The following is a 14,438-nucleotide window of genomic DNA, read 5'->3' as shown; positions in this document are numbered from 1 at the left end:
GGAGTATATGATCACAGCCAGCCCTGATCGTCAAACTGATCTATTTTGTTCAAAAAACGTTCGTGATCTTGCCCTGAGTTCACTCTGAGTTCAAATAAATCGTTTCCCTGCAATTGTTTAATTTTCGGGTTGGTGTGAAAAGACTCAAAACAATCCGATGTTTGAGTATCGGTTTCCAGTGTCACTAAGGTGAAAATGGATTGACTCACGAGCGCTATGACCGCATTCACAATGGTGTTTTCTGGAACCCACTGCTGGTGATCAAGGCCAGTACTCAGGTTGATCTCATTTACACCGGCATGTTTCAGTTTTTGTGCATACTCCATGGCTTTCTCTGGTCGTTTCGCCCAGTAGCCGTTGGTCACACAGCGTGTTGCGAGCCCAAGTTGAGTGCACTTGGCAATTAGAAAAAAGAGCTTCTCCTTCAGCATGAAGCATTCGCCGCCAGTAAAAACGACGAGACGAATAGAAGGATGCTCCTGAATAGCATCATCAATAAACTGACTCATCTCAGCGTAACTTAATGACTTTGTGATGGAAGGACTGCATTCGAAACAGCAATCAGCGCAAGCAGCTGTGCATTGGTATGTCGTAATAATTGATAGCGTGCTAGGCGATATATCGATTTTAAACAACTGATCAGACACCGTCTTTCCCTCAAATAAGAATTAAAATCATAATCAAACTCACTTATGGTACATTTGTTTCATATGGTGGTGTAGATCGATATGTTTAGATTGTGATCTGTATATGCAAGCAAAATTTAGTCTATAAGGCTGTATGTTTTGGATATCTACTGAATATTATTCTGTTTTGCGTGGATTTAACGGGTCATGTGTCCTTTGTGTGAGAGGCGTGAGCGAGTGTGTGACTTTCAAAGGAAACGTGTTGATTGAAAACAGATTCTGCCCGAATCATAAGTCCGGACAGCGCAGGCTGTGACTCAGAGGCTGGAGAGATGAAGATGAGGCGGTGAGAGACCGGAACAATCAGTTTGCCTGAATTGCTCCGGTCAGGCGCTTGGATTAAATCCGGTCTTCCATCGGCGGCTTGTGACCTCTCAGGCGGCTGATGTCTGTCATCGGTGGAATACCAAACAGCCGGCTGTACTCGCGGTTGAAATGGGACGGGCTTTCGTAACCGACTCTGTAGCTGGCGGCGGAGGCGTCTATCCCGTCCTGTAACATGATCCGGCGCGCTTCATTGAGCCTGAGTTGTTTCTGGAACTGCAGCGGCGTCATGGATGTCACGGCTTTGAAGGCGTTGAACAGCGAAGACTGGCTCATATGCACCATATCGGCCAGCTCCTGCACCCGGATCGGCTCTTTGAATCGCTGCTGGATCAGCTCGACGACTTTACTGATGCGATTGGCCTGGGTATCCCGTAACAAAAACTGGCGAAGCTGAACCCCTACCGGGCTTTTCAGCAGCCTGAACATGAGTTCCCGTTTAAGCAGTGGCAACATGACGGGGACATCTTCCGGATGGTCGAGTAAGGCCAGAAAACGTTTGAACACCGACAGTATATCGTCATCAGATGCCACGGTTCTGATGCAGTAAGGGCACTTGGTGATGGCTTCGGGCGGTTCGTTCATGGTGATCAGTAAATCTGTCAGCTCTTTGAGATCCAGCGCAATGCTGATGCCGATGTAAGGCTGTTCTGCTGAAGCGCGAAGGATCTCGCCGACAACAGGCATCATCACAGGCACCAGTAATAAATCGCCTTCCTTCAGTAACAATTCACGCGCCCCGGCGGTAATACGCTTTTCACCCTGCAGCAGCAAACACAGCATCGGGCTGTAGATGGCGGGTGAGCAGGAGGTGTTTTCCGTGCTGTGCACCAGCTTAATGTCCTGCAGTGCCGTTTCGGTCAGTCCCGGCCCGTCAATATGCCGGTTCACCAGGTTGATTAATTCTTGTTGGATACCCGTCATTGTGTCACTCATCTTTTTCTTATCCACATGCGACTATAGAGTATAAGGCAAGCTCACTGCCACTGTTTTACCTCATGATGACAATTAGAGGATTAGGCAAGGATTGTGTAGAAAAAGGCAAGATATCAGGAATGGCGCGTTTCTGTCTTTTATAAAGCCAAGAGTCTGTAATCTGTGTCGGTAGTGGTATTGCTGCTTGTGGCATTTTACTGTTTGTAGAAATAGGCAATCTTCTCCGAGCTTTCGACAATATCAATACGCTGAATGGGACATAGAATGACAAGGTGAAATCCGATCCCTCTTTGGTGGTTCGGATAAGACATTGCATTTATTGATTTCCGCGTATCAAAGTCAGAGAGGATTGCCTGATGACCCTATTCACCCCATTCAGAAACGTGTTCAGGAAACGGCTTCTTGGTGGCATATCTGTATTTCTGGTGTCCGCCTCCGGGACAGCGTTTGGCAATGAATCTCCGGCATCCCCGCCGCTGCCTGCCATCAGTGTGGCGACGGTGCTCAGTGAACGTATCACTGAGTGGGATGAATACACAGGCCGTTTGCAGGCCCCCGAGACAGTGGTGCTCAAACCCCGTGTTTCCGGTTACGTGACTGAAGTGGCTTACCGTGAAGGCGATCTGGTTCACAAGGGTGATGTGCTGTTCAGCATTGACGATCGTCTGTTTCGCGCCGAAGTTGAACGGCTGGAGGCGCAGCAGGCCAGTTTGCAGAGTCAGTTAAAACTGGCCGAGAGTGAGTTTGTCCGCGCCAAACGACTGAACGCCACCAAAGCCATTTCTGCCGATGTCTATGACAACCGTCAGGCGGCATTACAGCAGGCCAGGGCCGAGCTGGATGCGCTGAAAGCTTCGCTCAAGCACGCGCGCTTGCAGTTGTCATTCACCCAGGTGGTGTCGCCGATTGACGGCAGAGTCTCACACGCGCAGGTCACGCAGGGCAATTATGTCACCAGTGGCCAGAGCGAGCTGACGACCATAGTGTCGACCGAACAGATGTACGCCTGGTTTGATGTCGATGAGCAAACCTACCTCAATTATGTCCGCAACCATCTGGTGCGTGTATCGGCAACCCGTGATTCCAGTCCTGTGATGATGGCGCTGTCCGGCGACGCCGGTTATGCATATCAGGGCCATATCGATTTTATCAACAACAGTGTCAATCAGCAGACCGGCTCGATTCGGATGCGGGCCACCTTTGAGAACAACGCCCAGATGCTGATGCCCGGCCTGTTTGCCCGTTTACGGCTGATCGCCAGCAAACCGTATGATGCGATTCTGATTGATGAAAAAGCCGTCGGCACCGATCTCAACCGAAAGTATGTCCTCAAGCTGGATGACGACAATGTGGTGACTTACCAGCCAGTGACCCTGGGTGAGAAAGTCGCTGGCTTGCGTGTGGTGCAATCCGGCCTGACGACAGAGGACAGAATTGTGGTCAGCGGGCTGCAGAAGATCCGGCCGAGTATGCAGGTTGCGCCGAAAGTCGTGGAAATGGCCACCACAGAACAACTGGCCGATATTCACCGCTATCAGCAGTGGCACACAGAAGACAGCAGTGCGGAAGGAAGCAGTGTGCTGACCGCCCGCCAATCAACCGACGCACAGTAATCAGGACAGACTATGTTTTCACAATTTTTTATCCGCAGACCGGTATTTGCTTCTGTGTTATCGCTGCTGTTTGTCATTGTCGGCAGCATCGCGGTCTGGCAGTTGCCGGTGACTGAATATCCGGAAGTGGTGCCGCCGACAGTGGTGGTCACGGCCAAGTATCCCGGCGCCAATCCGGGCGTGATTGCCCAGACAGTGGCTTCGCCACTGGAGCAGGAAATCAATGGTGTGGAGAACATGCTGTACATGTCTTCGCAGTCCACCGCAGACGGCATGATGACGCTGACCATCACTTTTGCTATCGGTACAGATGTTGATCTCGCCGTCTCCCAGGTACAAAGCCGGGTCGACCGGGCGTTGCCGCGTCTGCCACAGCAGGTGCAGCGGCTGGGCGTGGTGACGGAAAAATCCTCGCCGAACCTGACCATGGTGGTGCATCTGTTCTCGCCTGACGACCGCTATGACATGCTGTATCTGTCCAACTTTGCCAATCTCAAGGTCAAAGATGAACTGGCGAAAGTCAGCGGTGTCGGCTCGGTGCGAGCCTTTGGCGCCGGTAATTTCAGCATGCGGGTCTGGCTGGATCCCAATCAGGTCGCCGCGCTGAACCTCACGCCGTCCGACATCGCCGAGGCGATCCGCCAGCAGAATCAGCAGGCCGTGGCGGGCAGTCTGGGTACCCAGCCGGCAAGCCATTCGGATTATCAGTTACTGATCAATGTCAAAGGGCGTCTGTCGACGGTTGAGGAATTTGAGAACATCATTATCCGTGTCGGGGAGCAGGGTGAAATCAGCCGCCTGAAAGATGTGGCGCGGATTGAGCTGGGTGCCGATTCCTACGCGCTGCGCTCCACCCTGGATAATCAGGATGCCGCCGCCATTGGTATTTTTCAGGCGGCGGGTTCGAATGCGATTCAGATCTCCAATGATGTGCGCGCGACCATGGCGCGTCTGGCGCAAGATTTCCCGGAAGGCGTGTCTTACGAGATCGCTTATGACCCGACTGTCTTTGTGCGCGGCTCAATTGAAGCCGTGATTCAGACCCTGCTGGAAGCCGTGTTGCTGGTGGTCGCCGTGGTGGTGCTGTTCCTGCAAACCTGGCGGGCGTCGATCATTCCGCTGGTGGCGGTGCCTGTGTCGCTGATCGGCACTTTCGCCTTTATGCTGCTGATGGGATTCTCCCTCAATGCGCTGTCGCTCTTTGGCCTGGTGCTGGCGATCGGGATTGTGGTCGATGATGCCATTGTGGTGGTGGAAAATGTTGAGCGGAACATCAGTGAAGGCTTGTCTCCGGTCGATGCCACGGTGAAAGCCATGCGCGAAGTCACCGGGCCGATTGTGGCCACCACACTGGTGCTGGCGGCAGTGTTTATTCCCACCGCCTTTATGACCGGACTGACCGGCCAGTTTTACAAGCAGTTTGCGCTGACCATTACCATTTCTACCTTTATTTCAGCGCTCAACTCGCTGACCCTGAGTCCGGCGTTATCGGCGCTGTTGCTCAAAGGCCATGATGCGCCGAAAGACTGGCTGACCCGAGGCATGGACCGGCTGTTCGGCCGCTGGCTGTTCAATCCGTTTAACCGTTTTTTCAGTGCCTTGTCGGGCGGCTATGGCGTGGTAGTCCGCAAAGTCATCCGGGCCGGTGCCATTGCTTCGGTGGCTTATGTTGCCTTGCTGGGTTTCACTGGCTATCAGTTTGCCACCACGCCAACCGGCTATATTCCGGCGCAGGACAAGCAGTATCTGATTGCCTTTGCGCAACTGCCGAATGCCGCGTCGCTGGACCGCACCGATGCGGTGCTGGAAAAGATGTCCGATCTGGCACAGGCGCAGGCCGGCGTCACTAACACTCTGGGTTTCCCCGGACTGAGCATCAACGGTTTTACCAATGCATCCAACAGCGGCATCGTGTTTGTGACGCTGGATGATTTCGACAAACGTCAGGATCCGGCGGCCAGTGCCAACGCGATTGCCGCCCGGCTCAATCAGCAGTATGCCGGTATTGAAGAGGCGTTCGTTGCTGTCTTCCCGCCGCCACCTGTGATGGGCCTTGGCACTATCGGCGGATTCCGGCTGCAGATTGAAGACAGAAACGGGCTGGGTTTTGAGGCCTTGCATCAGGCAACCATGACGGTGATGCAAAAGGCAGCCGCAACCCCTGAACTGGCCGGGGTCTTTTCCGGCTATCAGGTCAACGTGCCGCAGCTGGATATCGAGGTCGACCGCACCAAGGCCATGCAGCAGGGCGTGAACCTGGATGTGCTTTTCCAGACGCTGCAAGGGTATCTCAGCTCAACCTACGTCAATGATCTGAACCTGTTTGGCCGCACGTATCAGGTCAATATGCAGGCCGATCAGGCGTATCGTCAGGATGCCGCGCAGGTGGGCCAGATCAAAGTCCGCAATGCGCAGGGCGACATGGTGCCGATTGATTCTTTTATCCATGTGAAAGATACCGCCGGACCGGATCGCGTGATGCACTACAACGGCTTTATGACGGCTGAAATCAATGGCGGACCGGCTCCCGGTTACAGCTCCGGGGAAGCGCAGGCGGCCATTGAGAAAATACTGGCTGACACTCTGCCGCGGGGCATGAGTTACGAGTGGACTGAACTGACCTATCAGCAGATGATCACCGGGGACTCTAACCTGTACGTGTATCCCTTGGTGATCCTGCTGGTGTTCATGGTACTGGCGGCGCAGTATGAAAGTGTCCGCCTGCCGCTGGCGATCATTCTGATTATTCCGCTCACCTTGCTGTCTGCGCTCAGTGGTGTGGTGCTCTACGGCGGTGATAACAATATCCTGACCCAGATCGGCTTTATCGTACTGGTCGGACTGGCCACCAAGAATGCGATTCTGATTGTGGAGTTCGCCAAAGAGCTGCAGGATCGGGGCTATTCAGTGAAAGACGCGATTCTGGAAGCCAGCCGGCTGCGGCTGCGTCCGATCCTGATGACGTCTATTGCATTTATTATGGGTGTGGCGCCACTGGTGTATTCCACCGGCGCGGGCGCCGAGATGCGTCAGGCCATGGGCGTGGCGGTCTTCTCGGGCATGATAGGCGTGACTGTGTTTGGTCTGTTGCTGACACCGCTGTTTTATTACCTGCTGGCAAAACGCGGACAGCAGAAAGCACCGGCGACAACAGAACCACCCGCACTGGAAAGCGTTCAAGAGGCATCATGAGTGATATCTGGCAGGACACATGTATCGGCATACTGCTGTACAGTGCCGTCAGCTTCTCTCCTGTGCTTGACCGCTCACTGTCACCCGAGAGGCTGTTTCAGGCCTCCCGGGAGGCTTCGCAATACGATGGTCAGGCCTGGCAGTATCTGCTGAATCCGGCCGTTTTGACCAGCTTGCCTGAGCAGACGGCCGGATCGACAGAGACTGTGATTATGGACCTTTGCCGGGGAGAGCAAGACGGCCAGATCATCTGGCAGATCGAGCCGTCTGAACTCTGACTTTCTTACTGAAGGCTCAGTGACCGCCCCGAATATAGTGCAGCGGGGTTTGGCCGGTTTGCTGCTTGAAAAACGCGATAAAGGCACTGTCGCTGGAAAATTCAAGCCGGTACGCCACGTCATTAACCTGAAGCCCGGCAGATAACAGCTCGATGGCTTTCAGTAACCGCCATTGCTGGCGCCAGTCCTGATAAGGCATCCCGGTTTCCCGTATAAACAGCCGGCTGATGGTTTTACTGCTGGCGCCAATCTGTTCACTTAACATCTTGAGTGTCGGGGCATTTTGCTGATCCAGGTGCAGTGCATTGAGCCATGCAGAAAGACGTCTGTCTGATGGCAGAGGCAGGGATAAACAGGCTTCACGCGCATGATGCAGTTCCTCAAAAAATAGCGCGTGTGTCCGTTGCATGCTGTCAGCGGGCTTGTTTGTCGCAGGTATGACAGCAGAGTTCAGCGGTTATCAGATCATCATTGCCGCTCTGATGGTTTTGCTGAGCCTGTCAGGAAAAGCCGCGTCTGTGGCTGAACAGATTCTCAGGCGCTGATGATTGATTGTGCAAGCAGGTAAGGTGGTGCGAGAACAGGTAACGACTCATGCCATCGCCTCAAAGCGCGTCATGACAAACTCAACAAACAAGCGGACCCGCATTGGCAGATGATCGCGGTCGCGATAGAGCATAAACAGGGTACGGGGCTTGCTGCACCAATCCGGCAGGACTCGGCTGAGTTCGCCGTCAGCGATCATAGGCAAAGCAAAATAATCAGGAATATAACCTATTCCCAGGCCAGACTGGATGGCATGAGTCAACATGCGGATTTCATCGACTTCCAGACGCAGGCCTTTCACCGGTTGGTGATCATATTCCATTCCTGTTTCTGTATGAACCAGTTGCCAGGGCGACATGGGATGACAGAGGATCGACGGGTGATCGCTCAGCATCTCCGGGTGAGTGATGGACTGCACCGGATAGTCGGGATGAGCACAGACAATGAAGTGAATGTCTTTGAGCGGACGGGCTATCCAGTTTTCTACCACAGGCGTGCCGACACGAAAAACCACATCCATTGCCTGGGCTTCAATATCAATCAGAGTGTTGGAAAACTGCAGATCTAGCTGAATGTCAGGATATTGCAGCAAAAAATCAAAAAAGATATCACGCAGAAACTGGGAGCCTGCATTGATAGGCGCACTGATACGAATTTTACCTTTCGGCTCATGCTTGTCTTTGTGCAGATCTTCCCCGATGTCACTCAGCTCATCAAACAGTGTGCTGGAGCGTTCAAAATATTGCTGACCGGTATGGGTGAGTGACACCCTGTGGGCATCCCGGTTCAGCAATCGCAATTGCAGATCTGTTTCTAACTGACGAATCCGCCGACTGAGTGTCGACAGTGGCATACTTAAATGTTCAGCGGCTGTTTTAAAGCTGCCCAGCCGGGCAACGGTACAAAAACAGCGCAGATCGTCGAGAGAATAGTTAGATTTCATATTTGGGATTTACCGTGCTGATAATGCCTGTTTATTCAGATCATGAAACCAATAGACTAGCGGTTATCATGTGACAAGTCATCTGGAGTGACTATGAATGCTTCATCAACAACGAAAGCCGTTGTTCTGCTCATTATCTGTACCTTCTTTTGGGGCAGCTGCTTTCCGATTGGTAAACATGCACTTAACGAAGTGCATGCACTCACGCTGGTGTTCTGGCGCTTTGTTATCGCGGCAATCTGCCTTGCGCTCTGTCTGAAGCTGATTGGCTCAGAGCGCTTTGTGTTATCGGCGAAGCAATGGTGCTGGGTGATCGGGGTCAGTGCTGTGGGGGTCGGCGGCCTGAACCTGGGCCTGTTCACCGGGCTGGAGCACACCGAGGCCACCAACGGTTCGCTGATTATGGCCCTCAGCCCTCTGATGACGGCGCTGATCGCCTGTGTGGCCATGCGGACTTTACCCACCTTACCGCAATGCCTCAGTCTGGTGGTCAGCTTGTCTGGCGTGCTGATGGTGATCACTAACGGTCATCTGGAGACGCTACTGAACATGGCGTTTAATCAGGGCGATAAGATGATTTTCTCCGGCATGCTGGCGTGGAGTTTTTACACTTACTGCAGCCAGGGGATCAGCCGCTGGATACCTGTGATCCCTTATACTTTTGTCGGCATGGTCAGCGGGGCAGTGGTGATTGGCCTGATGTGTCTGGCCACACCGGAGGTCAAACCCTTTGCCGAGTTGTCGGGCAGCTCGTCAGTCGGGCTGCTTGAAGTGGCGTACATTGGGTTGTTTGGGACTGTGGCCGGTTATCTGCTGTGGCTGCATGGTGTCCGGGAGCTGGGCTCGCCAACCGCCGCGCTGTTCTTTAATTTTGTCCCTGTGTTTGCGGTGCTCACCGCGTACCTGATGGGGCAGGCCGTGACGCTGCTGCAACTGGTCGGGATTGCGATTGTGATTCTGGGGTTACTGTTGCCAAGGCTGCTCACCTTCCGAAAAGACGCCCGCGCCGCTTGAGTCCAGAGTTGCGGTGCGTGAGCTCCTGCCGATGCGAGAGCGGCAAAGGGTCATTCAATCAAATCTCGTGATTGGTCGCTTTTTTAACGGTTAGAGGCTTCTTCAACCTCGCTGGGATTGCGTGCACACGGCAATTCAGCCAAAAGGCTAATGCTGCAGAAGGTAACTTTCAGTGATTTTTGCGATCGTATGGTATTTCTATTGTTTCATGAGCTTATTGCTTGCTTACCTGGATATTATCCTTGTTGTGCCACCTATCGTCGGAATATTCATTGGATTGAGTGTCCCTTTGACCATTCTTATTTATGTATTGAGTTCGCTATGGACGATATTTCGGCGTGACTGGGAAAAATTAATGTTCCATCAAGTGTGTATGGGGGGGATTGCGTCAGCCTTTTATGTGCAGATGTATTAACCGGGCACAAGAGAAACTGATTTCCCCCGTGATCAGAGGGAAATCAGGCTTCAATTACAGCTCTGCCAGCAACTCATAGGAACGCAGCTTTTTCTCATGGTCGAAGATCAGGGCATTGGCCATGATTTCATCGGCCTGGGTACGTTCTGTCAATTCGATCAATCGGGCCCGGACAGTGTCCTGATCACCGTGGATAGATTCCCGTAGTTGTTTTTCGATCTGGTACTTTTCATGGGGCAGCCACACCGATTCCATGCTCCAGACCGGTGGCGGGATTTTACCCTGAACGCCGCGGATCATATTGAGAAACTTCTGCTTTTCCGTGGTGCCCAGATACTGCGCTTCGTCATTAGTGTCAGCCACAATAATGTTCACGCCTATCATTACATACGGCTTATCCAGCTGCTCTGAAGGCTGGAAATGCTCGCGGTAGATTTGTATCGCGTTCATCATGGCATCGGGTGCGAAGTGAGAGGCAAAGGCAAACGGCAGGCCTTTGATACCGGCCAGTCGGGCACTGTAAGTGCTGGAGCCTAACAGCCAGATGGGGACGGAAGAATCCGATCCCGGATACGCTTTAACCGGCTGGTTGGGTGACACCGGCCCCATGAAAAACTGCAGCTCTTCCAGTAGTTCATCAAAGTTGGGATCCATGCGATCCGGATCGCGGCGCAGCGCATGCATGGTGGGGTAGTCGGTGCCCGGCGCACGGCCCAGACCGAGATCGATACGGTTGGGATACAGCGCTTCCAGGGTGCCGAACTGCTCGGCAATCACCAAGGGCGCATGATTGGGCAGCATCACCCCGCCCGAACCCAGCCGGATGGAATTGGTATGTGCACCGATATGGCTGAGCAGCACAGAGGTAGCGGCACTGGCAATATCGGGCATGTTGTGGTGTTCAGCCAGCCAGAACCGCTTGTAACCCCATTTTTCAGCGTGTTGCGCCAGAGATACAGAACGCGCATAAGTGGACGAGAAATCAGCCCCTTCAGCAACAGGGGCTAGATCTAATATTGAGCGAGGCGGTAGCGTCATGGACCCTTCTTTCATATCAACAATGAACGATTGCCTGACTATGCCTGTTTATTTCAGCTTGGTAAACAGACAGAATATTGCTTCGAATGGATCGTTCACATCAAACATTAAAAATCAATAAATAAGGTCTGGAGTGATGCTTTTACATGATCAGAAAAGGTGCAAAATAAGCTATATTTTGCACCTGTCATAAAAACAAATTTTCAAGTAATAATTATCAATCTATTATTCTGGCTTGTTTTTATTTACTTTTAATTTCATTTGGTTGCCAGAGAATTCATTTGAATAATATGGCCAGATATAAGGGCCACCTGAACCTTCATTCAAATCTTGATGAATGACTTCCCAGCCACCCATTGTTGGTGGTGTACTTTCTTCAAGAACCATAAACATCAGGCTAGTAATAGGCTGTTTATTGGGTTCACCTTTTTTCCAGTACATGTAAATATATTTACCACCTGCACCGGCATTCAAATCATCTGCAGACCACTCCCAGCCCGGCATGCTGTTATCTTGTTTTGTATCATAAGCTTTGAAGGTGACGGAAGTGATTGGATCGCTTGGCTGTTCTTCTTTCTGAAAACCAACATAAATATAATTTCCGCCAACACCTGAATTTAAATCGACAGAGTAAAACTCCCAACCGCGCTCATATAATGGTCCACGAGTGTCGACAGACTGGATAGTTAAGTTGGTTAGTGCTTGAGTCATTATATTCTCCTTTTCATTGGATCATCATTATTTGTCTTAAAGTTCGGTGATGTTTTTGTGAATAAAAACAAAACTAACTATAACTCCAATAATTCCATTAATACGGCTTGTTAATCTCATTAATATCTGGAGTTAGTCTGACTATAGTCCCGAAGAAATAAATTGGAGAATGAGATATCTTATTTTAAAGTATTTTTTCGACTGAGATCACTGAATACATTTTTATCAAAATTGTCAGTAAAGGATGAGGCTGAATCACGACCCTTGTCATACCAAGCATCATGAAACAACCTGTCAATTTATGGTGTTTTTTAGATCAAGCGCGACTCATGCTTTGTGGTTTTCTTCAGTATCATGATTCGAGCGCTCAAAGGCCATTTCTTCGTGGATTCTGTCTTCAAACTGCCTGAAGAGTTTGAGGTAGTTATTATCAAACCGTTCGCCTTCGTTCGACTCGCCCAGCCAGGCCTGATAGAGACCGGCAGACAGTTCGTCATCCACCCGTTTGTACGCGGATTTCTGTTGCTGGGCCAGACGAGACGGAAGGCCCCTCTCACGCAGGGCGGCGGCGACGATTTCCAGCGCCGAATGGTAGGTTTCAGACTCAATCACATCAGCGCCGGCCTGACGGAGCCGGTAACTGTGTCCGCGGTCGAAGGCCCGTGCCAGGATTTTGACGTTCGGGTAAGTGTGCTTGATATGTTTGACCAGCATGATGCTGCTTTCCTGATTGTCCATCGCAACCACCACCATGGCGGCATGTTCTATCCCTGCAGTGTGCAGCAGATCCGGGCGGGTGGCATCGCCAAAATAGGCCTTGGTGTTGATTCTTCGCATGGTATCTATGATGGTCGACTGGTGATCTAGCACCACAGTTTTGATGCCGTTGGCGATCAGCAGGCGGTTGACGATCTGGCCGAAGCGGCCGATCCCGGCAATGATCACCGTGCCCTGTTCATCAATGGTATCGGCTTCGCGCTCATTAGAGGAATGTTCAAAGCGCGGCAATATGACTTTGTCGTAGAAAATGAACAGTCCGGGGGTGAACATCATCGACAGCGCAACTACCAAAGACAAGGTTTGCGCCAGCTCTGGGGGCAGCACATGATTCTGGACGGTGAAACTGATAAGGACGAACCCGAACTCACCGGCCTGGGCCAGACTCAGGGCAAACAGCCAGCGGTTACTGTTGCGGATCCGGAAAATCAACGCCAGCAAGAATAGCACCAGTGCTTTTACCAGCATGATGCCCAGTGTCAGACCAATCACGGTGAAGAACTCGCTGAACAGAATGTTGAAATTGATCCCGGCACCAACGGTGATAAAGAACAGGCCCAGCAGCAGCCCTTTAAAGGGATCGATGTTGGATTCCAGTTCATGGCGAAATTCACTGTTCGCCAGCACTACACCGGCAAGAAAAGTCCCCAGCGCCGGCGATAAACCCACCAGACTCATCAGGATAGAGACACCCAGTACCAGCATCAGGGCGGTGGCGGTAAAAATTTCCCGCAGACCTGAAGCGGCGACAAAGCGGAACAAAGGGCGGCTGAGAAAATGACCGCCAACCACCACAAAGGCAATGGAGGCGGTGATCACCAGACCATAAGCCCAACCGGGCAATCCCGCTACCAGGCTGAGTTCTTCATGGTGTTCGGCCGCCGCCGCTGTCGCTGATTGTGCCTGCGCAATTAACTCGGGCAATGCCAGCAGCGGTAGCAGCGCCAGCATGGGGATGACGGCTATGTCCTGAAACAGCAACACAGAAAATGCATTTTTACCGCCTTCGGTCCGGCCAAGCCCTTTTTCGTTGAAGGTTTGCAGCACAATGGCGGTGGAGGACATCGCCAGAATCAGGCCAATTGCCAGCGCCAGCGTCCAGGGCAATTCGAAAAGCAGTCCCGCGCCGGTAAAGGCAAGGGCAGTCAGACCGATTTGTAACCCGCCCAGTCCGATGAGCCGGTGCCGCATGGCCCAGAGCGATTTTGGCTCCAGTTCGAGACCGACCAGAAACAGCATGATGACCACACCAAATTCGGCAAAGTGCTGAATAGAGGTGGTTTCTTCGCCCACTAAGCCGATGACCGGCCCGATAACCACCCCGGCAATCAAATAGCCAAGCACGGAACCGAGGCCAAAGCGCTGCGCCAGCGGCACGGCAATCACGGCTGCGATCAGATAGATAAAGGCATAGATGAGATATTCCGTCATGTTGCTTCCTTTTGACCGACGTGGCGGGGGAATCTTGTGCACAGTCTGATAGTTATATGTCAGTGAGTGGTATTTTCAAAGGTGTCTTTTAGGGTAGGGGAGCTATGGCTGGGAGTTCTGTTATATATGCAGGTATGTCGCGCTTGAATCCGGTGGTTTTCTTGGCATTGTGTGATGCGCGCCAGACACTCTTTGTCGGGCCAAAGAGTGCCCAGAAAGCCTTTTTGTTCTTTGGTGTGGTCCGGGTCGGTTGTAGGCGCTCCCGGCGCCGACAACCTGAAAATTCGTCCTGAATTTTTCCCTTGGGGAGTGGGTTTCTTTGGCGTTTTGGGGTGTTGAGGCTGGGGATTTTGGTACGGCTGAGGTATGTCGCGCTTGAGTCCGGTGGTTCTTTTGGCATGGTGTGACGCGCGCCAGACACTCTTTGTCGGGCCAAAGAGTGCCCAGAAAGCCCTTTTTGTTCTTTGGTGTGGTCCGGGTCGGTTGTAGGCGCTCCCGGCGCCGACAACCTAAAAATTCGTCCTGAATTTTTCC

The 14,438-nt window shown here is 52.2% G+C and carries 12 protein-coding genes; 5 read left to right on the top strand and 7 right to left on the bottom strand.

The window, feature by feature from the left end:
• Positions 1 to 11 precede the first annotated feature (11 nt).
• Together P0Y67_RS20620 and P0Y67_RS20615 are read right to left on the bottom strand one after the other, a co-directional pair.
• Positions 12 to 647, bottom strand: a complete 636-nt coding sequence (locus tag P0Y67_RS20620) for a radical SAM protein (protein WP_342393360.1) — start codon at positions 645 to 647, stop codon at positions 12 to 14.
• Positions 648 to 1,025: 378 nt separating this feature from the next.
• Positions 1,026 to 1,946 (bottom strand): AraC family transcriptional regulator, encoded by a 921-nt coding sequence (locus P0Y67_RS20615; RefSeq protein WP_342393359.1) that lies wholly within the window; start codon positions 1,944 to 1,946, stop codon positions 1,026 to 1,028.
• A 356-nt stretch (positions 1,947 to 2,302) separates the two neighbouring features.
• Between P0Y67_RS20615 and P0Y67_RS20610 the strand changes: the two genes are divergently transcribed.
• Genes P0Y67_RS20610 through P0Y67_RS20600 form a run of 3 tightly spaced genes read left to right on the top strand, consistent with a single transcriptional unit; the run spans position 2,303 to position 7,029 of the window.
• Positions 2,303 to 3,559, top strand: a complete 1,257-nt coding sequence (locus tag P0Y67_RS20610) for an efflux RND transporter periplasmic adaptor subunit (protein ID WP_342393358.1) — start codon at positions 2,303 to 2,305, stop codon at positions 3,557 to 3,559.
• A 12-nt stretch (positions 3,560 to 3,571) separates the two neighbouring features.
• Complete coding sequence (locus tag P0Y67_RS20605; protein ID WP_342393357.1) at positions 3,572 to 6,751, top strand: efflux RND transporter permease subunit; 3,180 nt, start codon at positions 3,572 to 3,574, stop codon at positions 6,749 to 6,751.
• Entirely contained in the window at positions 6,748 to 7,029 is a 282-nt protein-coding gene (locus P0Y67_RS20600; protein ID WP_342393356.1) for a hypothetical protein, read from the top strand. Before P0Y67_RS20605 ends, P0Y67_RS20600 begins: the two co-directional genes overlap by 4 nt.
• 16 nt (positions 7,030 to 7,045) lie before the next feature.
• Here P0Y67_RS20600 and P0Y67_RS20595 read toward each other — a convergent pair whose 3' ends face one another.
• The gene (locus P0Y67_RS20595; protein WP_446728859.1) at positions 7,046 to 7,438 is read right to left on the bottom strand and encodes a helix-turn-helix transcriptional regulator; all 393 of its coding nucleotides are present in this window, start codon (positions 7,436 to 7,438) and stop codon (positions 7,046 to 7,048) included.
• Here P0Y67_RS20595 and P0Y67_RS20590 point away from each other — a divergent pair.
• On the top strand, positions 7,437 to 7,574 hold the full coding sequence (locus P0Y67_RS20590) for a hypothetical protein (RefSeq protein ID WP_342393355.1): 138 nt from the start codon (positions 7,437 to 7,439) through the stop codon (positions 7,572 to 7,574). The genes P0Y67_RS20595 and P0Y67_RS20590 overlap by 2 nt on opposite strands.
• A 47-nt stretch (positions 7,575 to 7,621) precedes the next feature.
• Here P0Y67_RS20590 and P0Y67_RS20585 read toward each other — a convergent pair whose 3' ends face one another.
• Positions 7,622 to 8,518: a LysR family transcriptional regulator gene (locus P0Y67_RS20585; protein ID WP_342393354.1), complete on the bottom strand. Its 897-nt coding sequence runs from the start codon at positions 8,516 to 8,518 to the stop codon at positions 7,622 to 7,624.
• Positions 8,519 to 8,611: 93 nt separating this feature from the next.
• On the opposite strand from P0Y67_RS20585, the gene P0Y67_RS20580 reads away from it, so the two are divergent.
• A complete protein-coding gene (locus P0Y67_RS20580; protein WP_342393353.1) occupies positions 8,612 to 9,532 on the top strand; it encodes a DMT family transporter in 921 nt (306 codons plus the stop codon).
• Positions 9,533 to 10,001: 469 nt separating this feature from the next.
• Here P0Y67_RS20580 and P0Y67_RS20575 read toward each other — a convergent pair whose 3' ends face one another.
• From P0Y67_RS20575 to P0Y67_RS20565, 3 genes are all read right to left on the bottom strand, one after another.
• Positions 10,002 to 10,985 carry an LLM class flavin-dependent oxidoreductase gene (locus P0Y67_RS20575; RefSeq protein WP_342393352.1) on the bottom strand — a complete coding sequence of 328 codons (984 nt, stop codon included), beginning with the start codon at positions 10,983 to 10,985 and terminating at the stop codon, positions 10,002 to 10,004.
• A gap of 225 nt (positions 10,986 to 11,210) precedes the next feature.
• Complete coding sequence (locus P0Y67_RS20570; RefSeq protein WP_051288119.1) at positions 11,211 to 11,696, bottom strand: hypothetical protein; 486 nt, start codon at positions 11,694 to 11,696, stop codon at positions 11,211 to 11,213.
• 327 nt (positions 11,697 to 12,023) lie between these two features.
• Positions 12,024 to 13,904: a monovalent cation:proton antiporter-2 (CPA2) family protein gene (locus P0Y67_RS20565; protein WP_342393351.1), complete on the bottom strand. Its 1,881-nt coding sequence runs from the start codon at positions 13,902 to 13,904 to the stop codon at positions 12,024 to 12,026.
• Between the last annotated feature and the right edge of the window lie 534 nt (positions 13,905 to 14,438).

The organism is Photobacterium sp. SP02 (genome assembly GCF_038519165.1).
Taxonomy (GTDB): Bacteria; Pseudomonadota; Gammaproteobacteria; order Enterobacterales; family Vibrionaceae; genus Photobacterium; species Photobacterium halotolerans.
This window is presented reverse-complemented; position numbering and strand designations above follow the sequence as displayed.

What these genes read in the sequence shown, in the direction of transcription:
- P0Y67_RS20610 (WP_342393358.1), top strand. Translation starts at nt 2,303, where the DNA reads ATGACCCTATTCACCCCATTCAGAAACGTGTTCAGGAAACGGCTTCTT.
- P0Y67_RS20615 (WP_342393359.1), bottom strand. Translation starts at nt 1,946, where the DNA reads ATGAGTGACACAATGACGGGTATCCAACAAGAATTAATCAACCTGGTG.
- P0Y67_RS20585 (WP_342393354.1), bottom strand. Translation starts at nt 8,518, where the DNA reads ATGAAATCTAACTATTCTCTCGACGATCTGCGCTGTTTTTGTACCGTT.
- P0Y67_RS20600 (WP_342393356.1), top strand. Translation starts at nt 6,748, where the DNA reads ATGAGTGATATCTGGCAGGACACATGTATCGGCATACTGCTGTACAGT.
- P0Y67_RS20580 (WP_342393353.1), top strand. Translation starts at nt 8,612, where the DNA reads ATGAATGCTTCATCAACAACGAAAGCCGTTGTTCTGCTCATTATCTGT.
- P0Y67_RS20570 (WP_051288119.1), bottom strand. Translation starts at nt 11,696, where the DNA reads ATGACTCAAGCACTAACCAACTTAACTATCCAGTCTGTCGACACTCGT.
- P0Y67_RS20590 (WP_342393355.1), top strand. Translation starts at nt 7,437, where the DNA reads ATGCTGTCAGCGGGCTTGTTTGTCGCAGGTATGACAGCAGAGTTCAGC.
- P0Y67_RS20565 (WP_342393351.1), bottom strand. Translation starts at nt 13,904, where the DNA reads ATGACGGAATATCTCATCTATGCCTTTATCTATCTGATCGCAGCCGTG.
- P0Y67_RS20605 (WP_342393357.1), top strand. Translation starts at nt 3,572, where the DNA reads ATGTTTTCACAATTTTTTATCCGCAGACCGGTATTTGCTTCTGTGTTA.
- P0Y67_RS20595 (WP_446728859.1), bottom strand. Translation starts at nt 7,438, where the DNA reads ATGCAACGGACACACGCGCTATTTTTTGAGGAACTGCATCATGCGCGT.
- P0Y67_RS20575 (WP_342393352.1), bottom strand. Translation starts at nt 10,985, where the DNA reads ATGACGCTACCGCCTCGCTCAATATTAGATCTAGCCCCTGTTGCTGAA.